11 protein-coding genes are annotated in these 18,926 nt (G+C 45.3%); all 11 read right to left on the reverse strand.

Annotation, left to right across the window (positions count from 1 at the left end):
- Positions 1-19: 19 nt before the first annotated feature.
- Complete coding sequence (locus ACK8HY_RS09110) at positions 20-2,329, reverse strand: family 65 glycosyl hydrolase domain-containing protein (RefSeq protein WP_416133411.1); 2,310 nt, start codon at positions 2,327-2,329, stop codon at positions 20-22.
- 20 nt (positions 2,330-2,349) lie between these two features.
- Positions 2,350-2,997: a beta-phosphoglucomutase gene (gene pgmB, locus ACK8HY_RS09115; RefSeq protein ID WP_416133412.1), complete on the reverse strand. Its 648-nt coding sequence runs from the start codon at positions 2,995-2,997 to the stop codon at positions 2,350-2,352.
- Between the two features lie 32 nt (positions 2,998-3,029).
- Positions 3,030-4,898: a glycoside hydrolase family 13 protein gene (locus tag ACK8HY_RS09120; protein WP_416133413.1), complete on the reverse strand. Its 1,869-nt coding sequence runs from the start codon at positions 4,896-4,898 to the stop codon at positions 3,030-3,032.
- On the reverse strand, positions 4,898-5,917 hold the full coding sequence (locus ACK8HY_RS09125) for a SusE domain-containing protein (RefSeq protein WP_416133414.1): 1,020 nt from the start codon (positions 5,915-5,917) through the stop codon (positions 4,898-4,900). The genes ACK8HY_RS09120 and ACK8HY_RS09125 overlap by 1 nt, the downstream gene beginning before the upstream one ends.
- 105 nt (positions 5,918-6,022) lie before the next feature.
- Positions 6,023-7,618 carry a RagB/SusD family nutrient uptake outer membrane protein gene (locus ACK8HY_RS09130; protein WP_416133415.1) on the reverse strand — a complete coding sequence of 532 codons (1,596 nt, stop codon included), beginning with the start codon at positions 7,616-7,618 and terminating at the stop codon, positions 6,023-6,025.
- Positions 7,619-7,628: 10 nt separating this feature from the next.
- Positions 7,629-10,604, reverse strand: coding sequence for a SusC/RagA family TonB-linked outer membrane protein (locus ACK8HY_RS09135; protein ID WP_416133416.1), 2,976 nt, complete (start codon positions 10,602-10,604; stop codon positions 7,629-7,631).
- Positions 10,605-10,615: 11 nt separating this feature from the next.
- A complete protein-coding gene (locus ACK8HY_RS09140; RefSeq protein WP_416133417.1) occupies positions 10,616-13,198 on the reverse strand; it encodes an alpha-amylase family glycosyl hydrolase in 2,583 nt (860 codons plus the stop codon).
- Positions 13,199-13,391: 193 nt separating this feature from the next.
- Positions 13,392-14,402: a LacI family DNA-binding transcriptional regulator gene (locus tag ACK8HY_RS09145; RefSeq protein WP_077438421.1), complete on the reverse strand. Its 1,011-nt coding sequence runs from the start codon at positions 14,400-14,402 to the stop codon at positions 13,392-13,394.
- A 273-nt stretch (positions 14,403-14,675) separates the two neighbouring features.
- Positions 14,676-15,959, reverse strand: a complete 1,284-nt coding sequence (locus ACK8HY_RS09150) for a Gfo/Idh/MocA family protein (RefSeq protein WP_416133418.1) — start codon at positions 15,957-15,959, stop codon at positions 14,676-14,678.
- Between the two features lie 127 nt (positions 15,960-16,086).
- Complete coding sequence (locus tag ACK8HY_RS09155) at positions 16,087-17,925, reverse strand: alpha-L-fucosidase (protein WP_416133419.1); 1,839 nt, start codon at positions 17,923-17,925, stop codon at positions 16,087-16,089.
- A gap of 25 nt (positions 17,926-17,950) precedes the next feature.
- Positions 17,951-18,913, reverse strand: coding sequence for an SGNH/GDSL hydrolase family protein (locus tag ACK8HY_RS09160; protein ID WP_416133420.1), 963 nt, complete (start codon positions 18,911-18,913; stop codon positions 17,951-17,953).
- Positions 18,914-18,926 lie beyond the last annotated feature (13 nt).

Here is an 18,926-nt window from a genome sequence, read left to right on the forward strand (position 1 = left end):
CACACTTGCGCATGCGAATTTATCTGGCTTGGGAAACCTCTTTTCGGCTTCCTCCGGCCAACACAAATATGTCGGTCGTAGTCGCTATATCAACACTTGTATCGCTGATGTTGTCGACTGTATACCCATTGCCATTTACTTCAATCAATAGAATAGCACCGCGAAAGCGAACGCGGAACTTATACCCTTTCCATTCCTTAGGTAACATGGGATTTAAATATAGTTTTCCCTCTTTTACACGCATTCCGGCAAATCCTTCTACAATCGTCATCCAGGTACCGGCCATGGAGGTGATATGCAGACCATCTTCGGTGTCGTTATTATAATCATCCAGATCCAGGCGCGATGTCCGTAAATAGAACTCATAAGCCTTGTCAGTTTTACCAAGCTTAGCTGCTAATATGGCGTGTACGCAAGGAGAAAGCGAACTTTCATGTACCGTAAGCGGTTCATAAAATTCGAAATGGCGCCGCAGGGTATCATCATCAAAGCATTCCTCAAGAAAATAAAAGCCCTGGAGCACATCCGCCTGTTTAATATAACAGGAACGTAAGATGCGATCCCAGCTCCATTTCTGATTGATAGGACGCTGTGAAGGATCCAAATCCCCTACTACAATCAGCTCTTTATCCAAGAAACCGTCCTGTTGCAAAAAGATCTGCCGCTTTTCATCATAGGGATAGTAAAGGTTATCGATGATGTGTTGCCAGCTATTGCGTTCCTCACCGCTTACCCCTAGTCGGTCAAACATTGCGTTAAACGATCCCGGTTGAGCACGTTCAGCATCGCTCAAGCAGTTCAGGGTATATTCCAAACACCAGGATGCAATCCGGTTGGTGTACCAGTTGTTATTTACGTTATTCTCATATTCGTTAGGTCCGGTTACGCCCAACATGACATATTGCTGTTTATCCGTGCTCCAATTAACGCGTTGGGCCCAGAACCTGCTGATGGCCACCAAAACATCCAATCCATGCGACCAGATATAATCCGTGTCCCCAGTATAACGGACGTAGTTGTAAATGGCAAAAGCAATGGCACCATTGCGGTGTATTTCCTCAAAAGTTATTTCCCATTCATTGTGGCATTCTTCACCATTGATCGTCACCATCGGGAAGAGGGCCGCGCCATTGCTGAAGCCCAATTTCTCCGCATTTTCAATTGCTTTGCCCAATTGTTGATGGCGATACAATAAGAGATTTCGTGCAATCTCTGGCGATTGTGTTGCCAGATAAAAAGGGATGCAATACGCCTCGGTATCCCAGTAGGTTACCCCCCCGTATTTCTCGCCCGTGAAACCTTTTGGCCCGATATTCAGTCGGGCATCCTCACCGGTATACGTTTGGTTAAGCTGAAAGATATTGTAGCGGATAGCCTGCTGAGCAGCCACATCACCAAAGATCTCGATATCACTTTCAGCCCAGATTGCCTGCCAGGCTTTGGCCTGTTTTTCCTTCAATTGGTCAAACTGCAATGGGGCCAACTCCGCCAGGCGCGCTGTTGCAACTGCCTGCAAGTCTGCGGCCGCATGGTTTTCGGATGTTACGATTGCGACTCTTTTTTCAATGCAGAGTGTTTGTGATCTGGCCAAGCTCGAGCGATAACGCTGGCCTATATAACCATTTTCCGAAATACTGTCTCCTGCGCTAATCATGCCGTCCGCTCCTGTAATCCGCGTTTGGAGCTCCGCGCAGGCTTCAAAGCCCGTTTTCTTTGTCCGTGAGCAGACAAACAGATTGTCTCCCTTTACCCCCTGGGACAAAGGCTCCCAAAACTTCTCATCGTAGTTGCTGTCCCGATTGACGACCTCTGCATCCAAAAACGAAATTAGCTCGATCACAACATCAGCTGTCAGTGCCTGGATAGTATATTGTAAGGAAGCCGTTTCAGAAGCAAAAAGATGATACATACGGCTGGCCTCTACTTTTACTTCTGCTCCATCGGGCATCACCGCAACAAAACTGCGCTGCAAAATCCCCCTTTGCATATCCAAGCGGCGTTCAAATGATTTTACCTTAACCTTTGCCAGATCCAGTGGCTGACCATCGATCATGATTGTCAGTCCGATCCAGTTGAAAGAGTTGATTACCTTGGCAAAATATTCGGGGTAACCGTTTTTCCACCATCCGACACGGGTTTTATCTGGATAGTAAATGCCTGCCAGATAAGAGCCCTGTAACGTTCTTCCACTAAACTGTTCTTCAAAATTGGCCCGTTGTCCCATGCGTCCATTACCAATGGAAAAAATACTTTCCGAAAATTCGTTATGATCAGGTCTAAACTCATTTTCAATAATTTGCCAAGGGTCATGCTTGATATATGTTTTCATTTGTTAATTGCTACTATAATTTAAAATTTATCGACTAATGCAGCTAAATTGGCCACGATGTCATCCGCTCCTTTTAGGTTATCGGCCTCTCCAACACCAATAACCTGCATATTGGCAGCCTTAGCGGCATCAATGCCCGCTTGGGCATCTTCAAGTACCAGACAATACGAAGGTGCCACCCCCAAAGCCGCTGCTCCTTTAAGGAATACTTCAGGATCCGGCTTAGATGCGCTGACGACATTCCCGTCGATCAATGCATCAAAATAATCCACGATCCCAGTTTTCTGAAGGATGTTCAATGCATTTTTGCTGGCCGATCCCAATGCGATCAAAATATGCTTTTCGCGAAGCTTATTGAGCAGGTCGAGGCTGCCCGGAAGCAGCTGCCCAGGGTTGAGCTGTTCGATCAGGGCCAGGTACCACTGATTCTTCTGAATCAACAACTGCTCTTTTTCCTGTTCGGATTTTTCCAATCCGGCCCATTTCAAAATAAGTTCCAGCGATTCCACCCGGCTCACACCTTTCAGTTGCTCATTATCAGCCACAGAAAAAGAATAGCCCAGACTCGTAGCCAGTCTATGCCAAGCTTGAAAGTGGTAGATTGCCGTATCCACCAACACACCGTCCAAATCAAATATTACGGCTTTTACAGTAGTATAATTAATCATTGAAAAAATGAAATTTAAAATATCGCGTTGTATTAAAATTTTAGGTCAAGTACTTTCGTCTCGTAAGCCGCCAACTTGACTTTATGATCACTTGGTTTCAGTACCTGTTGACTGATGACATCCACATAACCTGTTGCTTTTGCGTTCCGTTCAGCGAAGCGGTCGAGCTTCACTTCCTTTTCCTGATCGTTGCAGTTCATCATCACCATTACAGTTTGCTGCTCATTGTAGCGGAAATAGACGTAAACGCCTTCTTCCGGCACATACTGCATGGTTTTTCCCGATTGCAGGACAGGATGCTGCTTGCGGTAGTTGGCCAGGGTACGTACAAAAGACCACATCTCCTGCTCGGCTGCTGTCCGGCCTGCTACGGTAAATTTGTCCTTCTTGTCGCCATCAAAACCACCCTGAAAATCTTCGCGTAACAGACCATCCGGATTGGAAAAGTTCTTCATCAGGATTTCGGCTCCATAGTACAATTGGGGGATTCCCCTTGTCGTCAGCAGCCAGGCCATTGCCGTTTTATACTTTTGGATGTTTTCGCCGACCACTGAAAAGAACCGATCTTTATCGTGGTTATCCAGGAACAACACATTTCGTTCCGGTTGTGGGTATTGGTAGTCTGAGGCCAACGTGGTATAAAGTTTATTTGCTCCCGCTGTCCATTCGCTTTTTTGATTGAGTGCATCGCCAATGGCATAATTCAGCTGAAAATCCGTCACCCCCATCAGCTTCGAATCGACCTCCTGCCCCACACGCTTCCCACCTAGAAAATAAGCTTGGTTTGCGACCCCATGTACCCATGTTTCACCAAAAAAAGTAAAGTTTGGATACTCCTTTTGAATGCGGTCGGTCCATTTTCCCATAAAATCCAGATCGTTGTAAGGATAGGTATCGATACGAAATCCGTCTATGGCTGCCGTCTCTATCCACCAGATATGACTTTGCGTCAAATAGTTCTGTACATAAGGATTCTGCTGGTTCATATCCGGCATCGTCGGCACAAACCAGCCTTTGACCATTTTCTTTTTATCCGCTGCGGAGGCATAAGGATCGAACACAGTCTGATCCTTATAAGAGGTTTGGGTATATTCCGGCCATTCATTGAGCCAATCCGCCATGGGTTTGTCTTTCACCGTCCAATGGTAACTGCCGATATGATTGGGCACGACATCAAAAATCAGTTTCATCCGACGTTTATGCAGCTGCTCCCCCAATTGGACATAGGTATCATTGCTTCCAAAACGCGGGTCAATATGATAAGTCTCGGTATTGGCATAACCATGATAGGAAGCCAAGGGCATATCGTTGGTCAATACGGGTGTCATCCAGAGCGAGGTCACCCCCAGATCCTGGAGATAATCCAGTTTACCGATAATCCCTTCCAGGTCACCTCCATGCCGCAAATACATGGAATCCCGGTTCAAGCTCATATCCAACATCCCCTTTACCTGATCATTTGCCTTATTGCCATTCGCAAAACGGTCGGGCATAATCAGGTAGATTAAGTCCTCGCTGGTTACTCCCTGTGCTTTGACACGTTGATCCCGTTTTTTTAGTTCATAGCGATAGGTCAGTTTCTTCTTTCCCTGACTAAAGGTAAAGGTAGACCAGCCCGGTTGAGCTGCCGCTGTTATCTTAACATCCAAAAACAGGTAATTGGGATTTTCTGTCCGGTTCACCCTAAGGAGTTCGATGCCTTTGTCGTCAACCTGTACCTCACTTTTCCCAATCTGAGGGCCATAGACGACAAGCTGCAAGCTTGGGTTTTCCATTCCTACCCACCAATTCAGAGGTTCTACCCGCTGAATGGATTGCCCCTTTAAGGGGCTCCATCCAAGCGCTGTTAGTGCCACAATTCCTGTGGTAAGTCGTATCGTTGTTTTTAATAGGGTCGGCATTATTTCTTGGTTAAAGTGTATGTATTCGCATTGAGATCAAGGACGATATCGTAAGTTCCCGCATTTGCTACGGCGATATCGGCGCCACCGGCGACAAGATTTCCATTGGCACCGCCAAAATTGGTCCCCCAGTCATGATTCTTGCGGAACTTGATCGCGCCGGCTGTTAGGTTGACCCTGAGTTTCCACAATTGGTTGGCATTATCGTATTTCATGTCTGTGTCTGCATCCCATCCTTTAGGTGTAGCACTTCCGATGATACCCCAACTATGGTCTTTGAATGTGATGGTATTCGCTGTTGTATTGACTTCAATTTCGAGATTGCCTGCGCGCGGTGCTTTGATGTTATCCCCACCGTTGTAGGCAATTTTACCCGTTGCCGTCTGTCCATAGGAATTTGCCCAATTGCGTTCGGTGGTCAGTTTAAACTCCGAATTCGCCTCCGGGAAGGAAATAATGCCCGTGTAGATGCCGTTACTCGTCGGCGAGACAATTGATTCAGCAGTAGCCGGATCCCAGCCTTGGTATGCGCCGGGCACATACAAATAGCTTGTTGATGCATAAGGAACAGCTTTAAGGCTAGCTAAAGCAGAAAACACAGCCGCAATTTTTGTATTGATACTTGACTTAAGCCGAACATCAAATTCAGAAGCCGTTCCAGTAGGAACGCCAAGAGAAAGCAAGTAACTATTCAATTCGTAGCCTGTGAATCCCATTGCGCTGCGTCCATTGGGAATAACTACTTCCTTTACCGTTTTAAAGTTGTCCCCTTTAAGGCCAAACTGAAGCACATTGCTCACTGCAGCCTGAAAACCAAAGTCAGGCTGGATCATACGAAGGTGCAATACCGTATCATTCGCATTTGCTTTGGACAAGGTCAGGTTCGTCTTGTCAAGCGTTAAAGTCGCCGGTTTTACAGCGTCAGTACCAGCCAATCTTGCTTGCGTTTCGTCTTTTTTACAACTTTGGAAAGTCGCCAATAGCAGTAGCACCAATCCTATATAATGTATAATTTTCATTTCTAAACATCTATTTATTAATCACTTAAAACAAACTCTCCTACCCAGATTTTAATCCTTCTATCCTAGCGATAGAAGCCCTGGGATCAAAGTTTGATCCTCCGGTTAATTGTAGCCAGGGTTCTGTACTAGATTCGAATTCGCTATAATATCCGAAGCAGGTAACGGAAACAGCGATCTATACCCCGCAACTGCCTGACCGCCAAGCACGCCCCCTTTAAAAGGCCAGAGGTAACTATCCCCGGTAAACTTGCCATAACGGATCAGATCCGAACGTCTAAATCCTTCCCAGTAGAGTTCCTTCACACGCTCGTTGAGAATATCGTCCAACGAAAGGTTCGTCAAGTTGCCCGTATTGTTACCATAGGCACGTACACGTAATTTGTTAATGTAATCCAATGCCTTTACTAAAGTACCACCAGCACCTCCGCGTAGAGTCGCTTCGGCATAGATCAAATTCATTTCTGCCAGACGGATCAATGGGAAATCTACAGATGCAACGAAGCCCTCGGCAGCCGGAGGAGCAGTCTTCCCATCCTTGTTGACATTGCGGAATTTGGTCACTGCCAATCCCTGTTTATAGACAGCGATATCTTCAATTTTGACACTTGAGTTCAGGTGAAACATTGCCCGCTTATCTGTTGCTCCGGAATAGTCGCCAAAAATAGTTGCGATATTATCACGAGTTCTATTACCGGCCCAACCTCCACCCGGTACACCAAAAGATGTCGGGTTCATTGTTGCATCAATCGCTGCATTGATCAGGTAAGTTGTCCCCCCCTTGCTCTGCGTCTTGGTTCCATCGTAAGGCAGATAGAAAATAAACTCGGGGTTGTTCTTATCGTTATCGGCATAGAAAAGCTCCCGATAATTTGCCCCCAGGCGATAAGCCGAATTCAATACTTTTTCCGAATAGGTGATGGCTTCAGTATATTTTTTATTCCCGGCACCTAGGTACACTTCGGCATTGAGGTATAAACGAGCCAGCAATCCCCACGCTGCTACCTGATCCACCCGGCCATATACATTCTGCTTAGGTCCCTTTAGCTGTCCTGCTACTTCCAACAACTCTTTCTCCACATAAGCGAAAAGCGCTGGTCTTTTAATCTGAGGAGGAGCCACTTTACCTACAGGCGTTTCTTCGGTCACAAATGGCGGATTTCCGAACAAATCAAGTAATACCCAATAATTGTACGCACGTAAAAATCTTGCTTCGGCGCGGTAATAAGCGATTTCAGCTTTATCGGCATCCGAAATTCCGCGGGCGCTTAATTTGGCATCGGTACTTTCTCTTAAAAATTCATTGACCAAGGTCGCGCTATAGATGCAACGGGTGTAGAGACCACGGAGCATGGGATTGCTATCGTCGAAATTGAGATAGTCGAGACCGCTGATACCCGGGTCGTTAAGCCATGCACATGCTGCCTCATCGGTCGTGAGTTCCTGCGCATTCCAAAAAAGGCGTAAAAAATCCGAGGTTCCGGCATCCAGGCCACCTAGATCCGAATTGTTTGGCCCCGAGGTACTCGTCAGCACCAACGAACCATATAATCTGGCAAAGGATGAAGTATAACCCTTAAAATCCTGGTAGGCAACATCTGCTGTAATATCATTGGTCGGTTTTAAATCCAGATCCTTATGGCAGCTGCTCAATGCAATGGCCAGTAAACAGATGCCTATATATTTATTTAAACTTTTCATTGTTATTCATTTAAAAATTCACATTTACACCCAATACATAGGTACGTGGTCTAGGATAGAAACGGTCGTCTATTCCATTCGAAATCTCGGGGTCAACGCCTTTATATTTGCTGATCGTAAATACATTCTGTACGGTTGCTGAAATCGACATAGACGCCTTGCTGTTCCGTATAAATTTTCCTAGATTGTAGCTTAAATTGATATTATCCATCTTTAAGAAAGAAGCATTCTTGATGTAATAATCACTTTGTAGCTGCTTGAGGAGAAAATTGGTATTTAGAAAGTCCACCGGCGCATTGTTAATGACCAAAACTGCCTGATCATTTATGTTGGCACCACTTCCCAGATTAGAGGAAACATTGTCGTACACATAATTATCCAGATTGGCACGCAACACCGTGGATGCGGACCATTTTTTGTAACTGTAGGCTGCCGTAAAACCTAAAAGATATTTAGGCAATGGGGATTTATATAAATACCGATCATTATCGCTAATCACGCCGTCGCCATTACGATCGACGTAAACCCCTTCAACCGGATGCCCCTGCTCGTCATACACCTGCTGGAAAACATTGAAGCTATTGGGCATATAATTCACCTTATGTGCCTGAATATTCCCACCTGTTCCGCCACGGATACCTCCTGTCTCCACGATAAAACCAGGATCATCGCTTTGCGTCAGGTTAGTCACCTTGCTTCTGTTGTAGGTAAAATTGAAACCCAGATCCAACGAAGAATGCTCTGATTTTAAGGGAATATAGTGAAGGTTAAACTCCAAGCCCTGATTTTCCATATTACCGATATTGGTCAATAGGAAATTACTAAAATTAGATCCCACCGGAATCGGGATAGTACTTAACAAGTCTTTGGTCTTTTTGGAATAATAATCTATACTGCCATAGAATCTATTATCCTGAAAACCAAAGTCAATACCTGCATTATAGGTTGTGGTACTTTCCCAACGAATATCGCGGTCGTAAACTAAAGGTGAATTCAAGTAATAGTAGGTATCACCGAACCGGTACATGGATTCATTACCACTGATGGAATAATTAGGCATGTAGGAATAATTCGCAATACCATCTTGCTGTCCGGTTTGCCCATAACTCAGGCGAACCTTCAGATCCGATACGGCATCCAACTGTTTTAAGAAGCTTTCATTTTTAGCACGCCAGGTAAATCCCACAGATGGGAAATAGCCCCAGGCATTGTTATTTTGGCGGTCAAACCGCGAGGAACCATCAATACGTAGGGTTCCGGAAAGGATATAACGGTTGTCAAACGAGTAAATCAAACGTCCATAGTAGGATATCAGCAAATTTTCGGGTTTGTCAAAGGCCCGCGTTGGTTCATTTAAGACCTTATCCCCTTCAGCGTTGGTCCGGTTGAAATTATAGACTTTACTGCTGTTTTTATAATAGCCATATCCCAATGTTGCATCGATATTACTTTTAATTGCAGCAATCTCCTTATCGTATTTTAAGTAAAATTCCAGCGTTTTGTTGTTGATATCGGTTTTATATTCCGTGCGTTCTCCGCCCTCATTAAAATTACGTGCTGCAATGGCCGGTGTAAATGTATTCCCTTTGGATCGCGCGAGATCGTAGCCTACATTTAAATTAGCATGTAGTTCCGGCAAGAAGTGAAAACTATAATCCAACTTTGCGTTACCGATGCTACGGAACACATCCCCTTTATCTTTACGGAGCTCCAGCAAGGCCAGCGGGTTGCGGGGCGCATTGGGGTTGGGTTTTCCCCCTTGTATCCACTCATAATATCCACCAAAGCTATTTTTATCGTCCACATAGACGGGCTGTGTTGGATCGAACTGTATAGCCGAACCGATGGCATCCTGTGTTGCAAATTTGGACTTTGACCAGGTTCCGCGTACATTCACATCCAATGAAAGGTGATTGTCGAGAAATTTCGGTGTCAAGGCCAGCGCCGCTGTTGTACGTTTGAGGTTATCGTTTTTCAGCACGCCGTCCTGATTCATGTATCCAGCCGAAATACGGTAAGGCATGTTTCCTGCTTTGGAAGCAATATTGATGTTGTTATCCGTGGTAAAAGCATTGCCATAGATCACATCCTGCCAATCGGTATTGGCAGTACCCAGCAGCTTTTTCATGACATCGGTTCCATGTGTATTGACATAGTCCCGGATCTGATCAGCAGTCAGCAGATCTACCTTTTTACCTACGGTAGCCAAGGAGTTTTGTGTCGAAAAATTGATTTGCGTACCCGAACGACTCCCTTTTTTTGTGGTGATCAGGATAACACCATTAGACGCACGCGAACCGTAAATGGCTGTCGCATTGGCATCTTTCAGGATGGTGAAAGTCTCGATGTCACTGGGGTTGATCAAGCTTAACGGATTGGCCACACCCGATACCGATCCGCCGGCCAAGGGGATACCGTCCACAACAATCAATGGATCATTGCTGGCATTCAGGGAGGCTCCTGTACGGATGCGGATGGTACTACCTGCACCCGGCTGTCCCCCACTTGTGGTGATCTGTACCCCCGGCACCTTACCCGTAATCAATTGTTCGGGCGAGGAAATCTGCCCTTTTTGAAAGTCTTTGGAAGTAACTGTGCTGATCGAACCGGTAAGTTCACTCTTTTTCTGGGTTCCATAACCGATCACAACCACTTCTTCCAATTGGCTTGCATCCGATTTAAGATATAAGTTTAAAGGCTTATTACCCTCTTGCACCTGGATCAGTGTATCGAGTGTAGCATAACCTACCATACTGACTTTCAGGCGCAATTTGCCCGCTTTCAGTCTATCCAAGCTAAAATCCCCGTTTGCATTGGTAGACAGCGATCGCTGAATATCCTCGAAGCGCAGCGTTGCACCGCTCAAGGAAGTTCCTTTCTGGTCCATTACTTTCCCCTGAAGCGTGGCCTGCTGTGCGAATGCCGAAGCACTCACCCCGAGTAACATGTTCAAGGCCCAAAATGGACGTAATAGCTGTTTGTTCATAAAATAACTGTTTATTTATTTAGTTTAGTTTTGCTGACCAGTAGATACTCTCCCGGCTGAAGACTGACTTTTGTCTGCTTGGTCCAATCCAGGGTATTCCCTGTAAAATTATTTTGCCAAACGGTACGTAAAGCCTGTGGCAGTGCAAAATCAGTGGTTTCCACACCAAAATTGCCAAGTACCCCTACCTGCTGCCCCTCTTTCTCCAACAGAAAATATTTCATGGCCTCTTTCATTCCCGATTCTACGAGTTTTCCATCCCGGAAAATGCTGTTCTTTATTTTGAAACGTGTCAGTGCGGCGTAGACCTCAAAAAGCTGTTTACGCTTATCCTGTTTGAGGTAATCCCAAAGGATTGGTTTCTCCCCGGTACGCCCATTTTCATCGATGGAGATATCATAACCGTATTCGCCAAACTGCCAGATCATCTTGGGACCTGGAGCGGTCAATAAAAACAGGGCAGCCTGCTCCATGCGTGCCAAGGCGATATTTAAATTCTTTACGCTGTAATTTCCTGATGCATTTCCATAATTGAGGCATTTGAACAGCAGGCGTTGTTCGTCGTGACTTTCCATATAGGAAACAAATGCCGGCTGTGACATGCCATGACTGCTGGCAAAGAGACGACCGAGGTCAGATCCGTTGTTGCTGTTCCAACCCATCGCGGCCTCGTTAAAGACCGCATTCATATTATTCCAGAGCAACATGCCGGACTGCGCCAATTCCATTTCCTCCTGCTCGCCACCCAGATGTTCCAAAATCACATAACAAGTTGGATCTAGGTTGTGGATATGCTGCTGGTACTGCTTTAAAATCGCAATACGCGAGGCATCATAGGCATTCCAGGCCGATAGATCGGTCTCCGATGTACCAGAATTTTTCTGAGTAAAACCTTTCGAGAGATCAAAACGAAAACCATCGATCTTATATTCTTTTAACCAATAGCTCAACATATCTTTTACAAAGGTCTGCGTGTAGGCACTCTCATGATTAAAATCAAAGCCCACGTTAAAAGGATGTCTGGCAATGGTATTAAACCAAGGATTATCACTGGAAACATTTGCATTTTCGGCATACAGCTGTACCATTGGCGATTGGCCAAAGGCATGGTTAAATACCACGTCCAGGATAACAGCAATGCCATTTTCGTGACAGGCATCAATGTAAGCCTTAAAGTCATTCTTTGATCCATAGTACTTATCCAGCGCCCGATGAAAAGAGGGATTATAGCCCCAAGTCGAATTGCCCTCAGATTCCTGTACAGGCATCAGTTCAACCGCATTGACCCCTAAGCGTTTTAGATAGGACAGCGAATCCTTGAGTGTCGCATACTGATGTTGCTTGACAAAATCACGTACCAGGAGTTCATAGATCAGCAGATCCCCGGCGGCAGGTTTAACAAAAGAGCTGACCTTCCAGGGATAAGGTTTCGCAACAAGGTCTAGTACCGCAACAATTCCGCGCCCCCCCTGTGGATAAGCGGGCAGACTGGCGATGTTAGTTCCCAATGCAGCATCGTTTTGCGGATCGAGAACCAGTTCGGCATAGGGATCGGCTATATATTGCTGACCATCGATCAGAAATTGATAGGTATATGGTTTTGTAAAGTCCAGATCCGACAGGGTTATCCACCATGTTTTTCCATCTGGTGTCTGGCTCATCGCATATGCCGACGTTGCCTTATAGCTGTTAAAATCGCCTAGTAGGTATACATTCTTTTTTAAGGGTGCGGTGAGCGCAAAACTCAGCTGCTTTTTTGTTCGGTCAATCGTAACCCCATTTGGATTGACCCCGGCTGGCAATGCGGCGATTGCAGGTTTTGCCTGTGCCAGTAACTGCATTTTACTGCTCACAACCTTACCATTACTTTGGAGCCGGGCTTCAATTTCATGCAGGCCATCGACTTGCAGACTTAGCTTTTTTTCCAGCAAAGACACATTGTCTTCTAGGGCAATTTGCACACCGTTATCCCATAAGGTCATTGTCCCGGCCTGACTGCCTTGCACTTTGAGCGTTAACAGGTCGCCAACACGATAGTTATCTTCTGCCAGCAGTGGACTCGTGGGTTGCGCCACCGGAGAAAGAAAGCGGATAGCGCCATGCTCGCCGGCCAGTGGCAGAAATAAATCCGAACCATCACGGTTGCGTTGGACCAACGATCCGTCCGCATTACGCACCAGCAGCGCGATCTGACCAAAACCGGTACCGTTGCTACGCTTAAAAAATGTTGCCGGATTAAACATGAACCGGTATTTACCAGTGGATACAAATTGTAGTTTATAGGCATTATCGTTCCTATTCCAATCGGTCGGCACATGTTGCCAGTCTCCTCCGCTATTCGCAATTAATCCGGCATGCAGGTATAGTTCGGCTGAATTTCCTTTTAAGGCTCCATTACCTTTCGAAAAATCAAATTGCAGCGTAATATCCTTATCCCAAAAGATAAAGGACGGAGAAGTATATACCAGACCGGTAGCATCGAGCTCAGTGATCGGCGGTTGTTCGGGATCAACGATGTCCTTTTTGTTGGCGCAAGAAGACAACAGGATGAGTATCCAAAGATACCCTAGGTAATAAATGATATGCTTGCCCATCGATAATTAGCTTTGCTTGGCCTGTTTTTGGGAACGTTCCCGAAACTAAGGAAAAAAGAAATCGCCTGTTGCGATTTGCCTATTAATTCCCTTCCAATGTTTTTACAAAATTGATTATTTAAATTCTTCGGGAATGTTCCCGAAGTGAATCAAAGCTAAGTATTGGGTATATTAAAAACAAATATTTTTTTACTTATTTCTGGCTGGATTCTTGAAAAATAAGCTGGGAATCAAGATAAACCGAATTAGCAAACTTCTCGTTATCGGGGTCATCCATCTTCTCCAACAGTAGTTTTGTCACTAATTCGCCCATTTCGAAGGCAGGTTGTTTGACGACACTGAGAGCCGGATCGATCAGGTCCGCAATATCGAGACAAGAAAAACAGATTATTTTCAGTTGTTCCGGAATCCGTATATTTAATTGCTTTGCCACCCGGATACTCGAGATTGCCAAACGTTCGACCGCCGCAAATATGGCATCCGGTTTTTCTGTTTCAATGAGCTTTGCAATATCCTTCATATTCTGTTCGGCATCGTTGACGGTATCAAGTATCAATTTGGGATCAATAGGTAATCCGGCTTCCGTCAGGGCTTTCTCGTAGCCTTCCTTGCGCACTTTACCAATAGATATATGGGGATTTATTGCTAGGTATGCTATTCTTTTGCAGTCGTTTTCAATCAGATGTTTCGTCGCCTCGTAAGCCGAATCCTGGTCATTTCCCGTGATATAACCACCCTTCCAATCGTCGTAGGTCCGATCAAAAAACATGACCGGAATCCCCCGCTCCTCAAGCAATTGGATATGGGAATGATCTTTCCCCTCCCCTGATGCCGAGATAATAACCCCATCCACGCGACCATTGACCAAGGAACGGACAATCGATGCTTCATTTTGCACCTGATGATCTGTCACATAGATCAAGGTATGATACCCTTTTGACCTCGCCACGGCTTCGATACCCTTAATGGCCTGGGAGAAAAACTTATTTCCAAATTCGGGAATGATGATAGCAATTGTCAGGCTTTTATTTGCTTTAAGGCTGCTGGCATATACGTTGGGTGAAAAACCGATTTCTTCGGCCATTGCCAGGATACGGGCCTTGGTTGCAGGATTGATATCCACATTGTCCCGAAATGCACGAGAAACGGTTGATTTTGATAAACCTAGTTTTTTGGCCAGATCGACGATTGTTAATTGAGACATAGCGGTTGTTCCCTCTGCTGTTAAGCGCTTAATAATTGCGTTATGCAAATAAAGCAATTATCTTTCCAGAATAACAAATTTTCTTTTTGTTCATCGTCAAATTTCAGTCTCTTTCAGCAGCCCTAATCCTATGAATACACTTGATACTGCATTTTGTCTCTGCGATAAACGAATGACCGCATAATCAAAAACAGCCCCAACTTGCTTCAAGTTGGGGCTGCCGAGCCTGTTATAACGGGTATAAATGATAGAAATAAGTGCCGGACGCCCTGGTTAAAACTTCCTAAAATCCCATTCACCACGATAAGGGCGGCTACGCAGGAGATTGGCATACTCATTATCAAATTCTTCTTTTTTAGGATCCCATTTCAGATCTTTCTGGAGCTCATAAGCGATATTGACCGCATTGCAGACCGTACTGGTCCGATGACCAATTTCCACATCACAGATTGGTTTGCTTCTTTTCTTAATGGCATCCACAAAATCATGGTAATGGTTGTCACTATAATAAAGACGTCGATCAGAAGCAGACAATTTCATATTAGCAAGATTTTCGGGACTGGAACGTATAAATTCGCGGCTCACTTCGATCTTCCCCTTTTCACCTATAAACTGAATCGCATTGTGTACACCCCAGGCGACATGATTGACTTTCACCCCATTGGCATAAATAAACGAGAGCCCGCTACTGCTGTTGGCTTGTTTGGGCGGTAGAAATTGCGTCGGCCCTGAATTATCCATGCCCAATGCCCACTGTACAATATCAAACATATGTGCCCCCCAATCGGTGATATATCCCCCTCCAAAATCACGGTAGCCACGCCACCAGGCCCATTTATCATCTTCGATAGGCGGGCTCAAAATTGGGTTATACCCGCGGTAAGGTGAAGGCCCCACCCACATATCCCAATCCAGATAATCCGGTGCCGGCATGGAAGGCAAGTCACATTGTTTGACGGGTTCACCGACAGAAACATTAATTTCTTTTATTTTTCCAATATAACCATTCGAAACCAATTCCGCCGCCTGTCTAAAATTGTACGATGAACGTTGCATGCTCCCGGTTTGGAATACCCTTTTGAACTTGCGTGTCGCATCCACCATGGCACGTCCTTCGGCGATGGTGAGCGCCAGTGGTTTTTCACAGTAAATATCCTTTCCGGCTTTAGCAGCATCCACAGCAATCTGGGCATGCCAATGATCTGGTGTCGCAATCACCACCGCATCAATATCTTTCCGCTCCAATAGCTCACGGTAATGCGTATAGGCCGTCACCGTACTTTGTGTCTTTCCAAGTTCCAGCTGCTTTTTTGTTGTACCCACAATAAATGCCTGCAATTTTTTACGGTCTACATCGCAGGCTGCCAAACTAGCGATTTCCTTGCAACGGTTGAGCCCGTTCATGAGGGTATAGGATTGTTTTCCGACACCAATAAACCCCAGATTAATGCGGTCACTTGGTGCTAAAAATCCATTTCCCCCCAACACAGCGCGCGGAACAATGGTAAACGCCAGTGAGGAAAGTACACCCTTGGCTATAAATTCTCTTCTTTTCATGTCTTAAACTTTTGGATAAACCTTATCCCTATTTAAAATTCATTCAGCAGAGTCAGCTGGCTATGATTTTAAATAGGGCGGTCCATCAGGTGATTTATAAATTTTGTTTAGGTTTTCCTATCCGGATTTATTCTTTTATCGGAATCAGGGTAATGGATGCAATTTCTGGCAGCGCGTCGCCTTTGATTTCTGTTGCCTGTAAATTAATCCGTGTACTCGGCTCACCGATTACCTGTTGCGACACCTCGAGTGTTCCCAATTCAGCGTCTTTAAACCCGCTTCCGTTTTCAACGCCAAAAACAAATGGGAATTTCTGACCAAGTGCCGAAAGCAGTAGTGTGCCTGTATGTTTAGCATTTGGCAGGTAATTGATCAATACACGGTATTTGCCCGGTTTTTGGATTTTGATATCCCAATAGATCCGGTCATTAGGATCTTTCCATTGCCCTAAAGCATTTGGACGATTGGGATCATGGGTATTGGCACCGATAATCTTCAGTCCTTTGGCCTCTTGCAGGTTCGCATTATTGGCATTCATAATAATGCGTCCATCGGCTTGGGTCTGTGTCAGGTTTTGTTCCACTAGCGGTTTACCCTGGATCTCGACCACGATCACCTTGGGGCCACTTTCAATAGTAAATGCATCCACCGGAATCTGGGGCTTTCCAGCCTTTGTCTCCACTTTCAGCCTGGTCTTGGGAGCAGCCAATCCGTAGGCTGCTAGGACCTTATTTTTAATGGGCAGATCAATGCTTCCGCCTGCTGGCCGATCAAATACATGCAAGTATAATTTACCTTCCTTTTGCGTACAATACCCCCAGTCCAAAGCTTGAAATGGGCTTGCTGTTGTCCCATAAATGGCCTCGCTATTGATCTGCATCCAATCCCCGATACGCTCCATTATCTCCACGGCCGGCGCAGGAATAGCCCCATCTCCATCAGGCCCCACATTTAACAGGAAATTCCCTCCCTTGCTGACCGTTTCCACAAACAATTGCATGATTTTAGGGAAACTTTTCCAATTTTGATCGTGCGCACTGTAACCGTAACTTTCGTTCATGGTATGGCTGACCTCCCAATCCATCCCCGGAAGCCCTGTTGGTGGAATGTATTTTTCAGGTGTTCCGATATCGCCGTTTTTATTTTCCAGCCCCTCCCAAAACCGATTGTTGATAATGATATTCGGCTGCCATTTGATCAAATCTGTCAATATACGTTTTGTTCCCCATGCCTCACCTTGGTGCTGTTTGCTGCTAAAGTCAGGCCACAGCATATCCAGTGGACCGTAATTCTGCGCAAGTTCCTTAATCTGTCCATAGAGATATTCCTTATAGCGGTTATGGTCAGGCTTGTGGTTATCGGGATTCGGATTTAAATTAAAAGCTTCATAGGAATCTGGATGCTGCCAGTCGAGCAATGAATAATAAGCACCTACTTTCAATCCTTCCTGACGAAATGCACTCATGATTTCTTTATATAAATCCCGGCCTTTTGGCGATAAGTTTGCACTGCCAGTAATGTCATTCTTTACAGCGTATGGCTGCTGGCTATTAAATAGGCTAAAACCTTCATGATGTCTGGACGTCAAGACCATATATTTCATTCCAGCTTTTTTGGCCAGACGTGCCCAGGCTTTGGGTTCAAATGAACGCAAGGTAAATTTTGGTTTCAGCACCGCTGCATACTGCTTGCTGGGGATTTTACCCCAGGTCTGGATCCATTCGGCATAGTGCTGTGGATATTGTTTTCCTTCAAAACTTCCACCAGCCGCACTGTACAATCCCCAGTGGATAAAAAGGCCAAAACGTGCTTCTCTAAACCATTCCATCCGTTTGTCCTGGCTTTCGGTCCATCCGGGCACCCCCTCATAGGGCTGTGATTTTGTCTGGGCAAATGATCCCTCGGTCATGCACAGCAGCATTCCCAGTGCCGCTGCACATTTCCATTTTAAAAAGTTAATTTTCATTCTTATTCAGTTTATACATAAAAGTTCAGTTGAGATCGGAGCATAATGCTGCAATTTCCAGTTGCAGCTGTTGATAGATCCGTTGCGCTTCTGCTATAGGGCGACCTTTAACCATACCAGGGCGTTTGTGTCCGATATGAGTCAGCCAGGCATCTTTCATGATCGTCTGCCTTTTGAGCACCAAAGGATATATTTTTTGGAGTTTTGGCAGGCTTTTCAGCTCCTGCTCCCAAGTAGGTGCAAGTGCTGTTCCGGGCAACAGATGTGCAATAATTGTTTTGGCCATCAGCCAATGTCCCAAGGTTTCCGGATGAATACCATCGGATGCTAATTTAAATGTGCTATCCAATTTTAGCTGTTCTTCTAGATAAGCTTTCATCGGAAAATGTAGGTCGACTACTTCCCATTGCTCCTTAGCCGCTTTTGTCTGTAACCAAGAGGCGTAGCTATCCAAGACTTGGTTATAACCTTGAAGGCGTAACTTTGGATCATCATGTACAGGTGGAGTCAGCCAAATGATACGTTTCACACCTGCATGTTGTAATCGGTCATGCAAGCGCATTATACCAGCTTGATAAGCTTCAAATCGGCTGCTATCAAAAGGGAGGTAAATACCATCATTCATCCCATAACACACAAACACCAATCGAGGCTTAACCTTGTCCAGTAGGGTATCCAGGCGATCGAAAAGGCATGGGCGGGGAAACTTTCCATTGGCATGATTTGGTTCACTTAATCCGGATACCGTTTCACTGGGCAATCCCAGGTTGATAAACTGGCTTTTACTTTGGTCTTGCGCCATCAGCAACAAGCTTTCGGTCATCGCTACATATTGGCCCGCGTAAGTGATACTATTTCCCAAAAAAATTACCGGTCGGGCATCGCTTCCTATTGGCTCGACGACATTCGTTTGTCCATTCACCGGAATATTCCCTATACTTAGGCAACAGAGGAAAAGGAAGCAAATTAGTTTTATTCGGTTTAACATGCGTTTATTCAGG

The sequence above is a fragment of the Sphingobacterium sp. NGMCC 1.201703 genome, assembly GCF_047784615.1.
Taxonomy (GTDB): Bacteria; Bacteroidota; Bacteroidia; order Sphingobacteriales; family Sphingobacteriaceae; genus Sphingobacterium.

What these genes read in the sequence shown, in the direction of transcription:
- ACK8HY_RS09110 (WP_416133411.1), bottom strand. Translation starts at nt 2,329, where the DNA reads ATGAAAACATATATCAAGCATGACCCTTGGCAAATTATTGAAAATGAG.
- pgmB (WP_416133412.1), bottom strand. Translation starts at nt 2,997, where the DNA reads ATGATTAATTATACTACTGTAAAAGCCGTAATATTTGATTTGGACGGT.
- ACK8HY_RS09120 (WP_416133413.1), bottom strand. Translation starts at nt 4,898, where the DNA reads ATGCCGACCCTATTAAAAACAACGATACGACTTACCACAGGAATTGTG.
- ACK8HY_RS09125 (WP_416133414.1), bottom strand. Translation starts at nt 5,917, where the DNA reads ATGAAAATTATACATTATATAGGATTGGTGCTACTGCTATTGGCGACT.
- ACK8HY_RS09130 (WP_416133415.1), bottom strand. Translation starts at nt 7,618, where the DNA reads ATGAAAAGTTTAAATAAATATATAGGCATCTGTTTACTGGCCATTGCA.
- ACK8HY_RS09135 (WP_416133416.1), bottom strand. Translation starts at nt 10,604, where the DNA reads ATGAACAAACAGCTATTACGTCCATTTTGGGCCTTGAACATGTTACTC.
- ACK8HY_RS09140 (WP_416133417.1), bottom strand. Translation starts at nt 13,198, where the DNA reads ATGGGCAAGCATATCATTTATTACCTAGGGTATCTTTGGATACTCATC.
- ACK8HY_RS09145 (WP_077438421.1), bottom strand. Translation starts at nt 14,402, where the DNA reads ATGTCTCAATTAACAATCGTCGATCTGGCCAAAAAACTAGGTTTATCA.
- ACK8HY_RS09150 (WP_416133418.1), bottom strand. Translation starts at nt 15,959, where the DNA reads ATGAAAAGAAGAGAATTTATAGCCAAGGGTGTACTTTCCTCACTGGCG.
- ACK8HY_RS09155 (WP_416133419.1), bottom strand. Translation starts at nt 17,925, where the DNA reads ATGAAAATTAACTTTTTAAAATGGAAATGTGCAGCGGCACTGGGAATG.
- ACK8HY_RS09160 (WP_416133420.1), bottom strand. Translation starts at nt 18,913, where the DNA reads ATGTTAAACCGAATAAAACTAATTTGCTTCCTTTTCCTCTGTTGCCTA.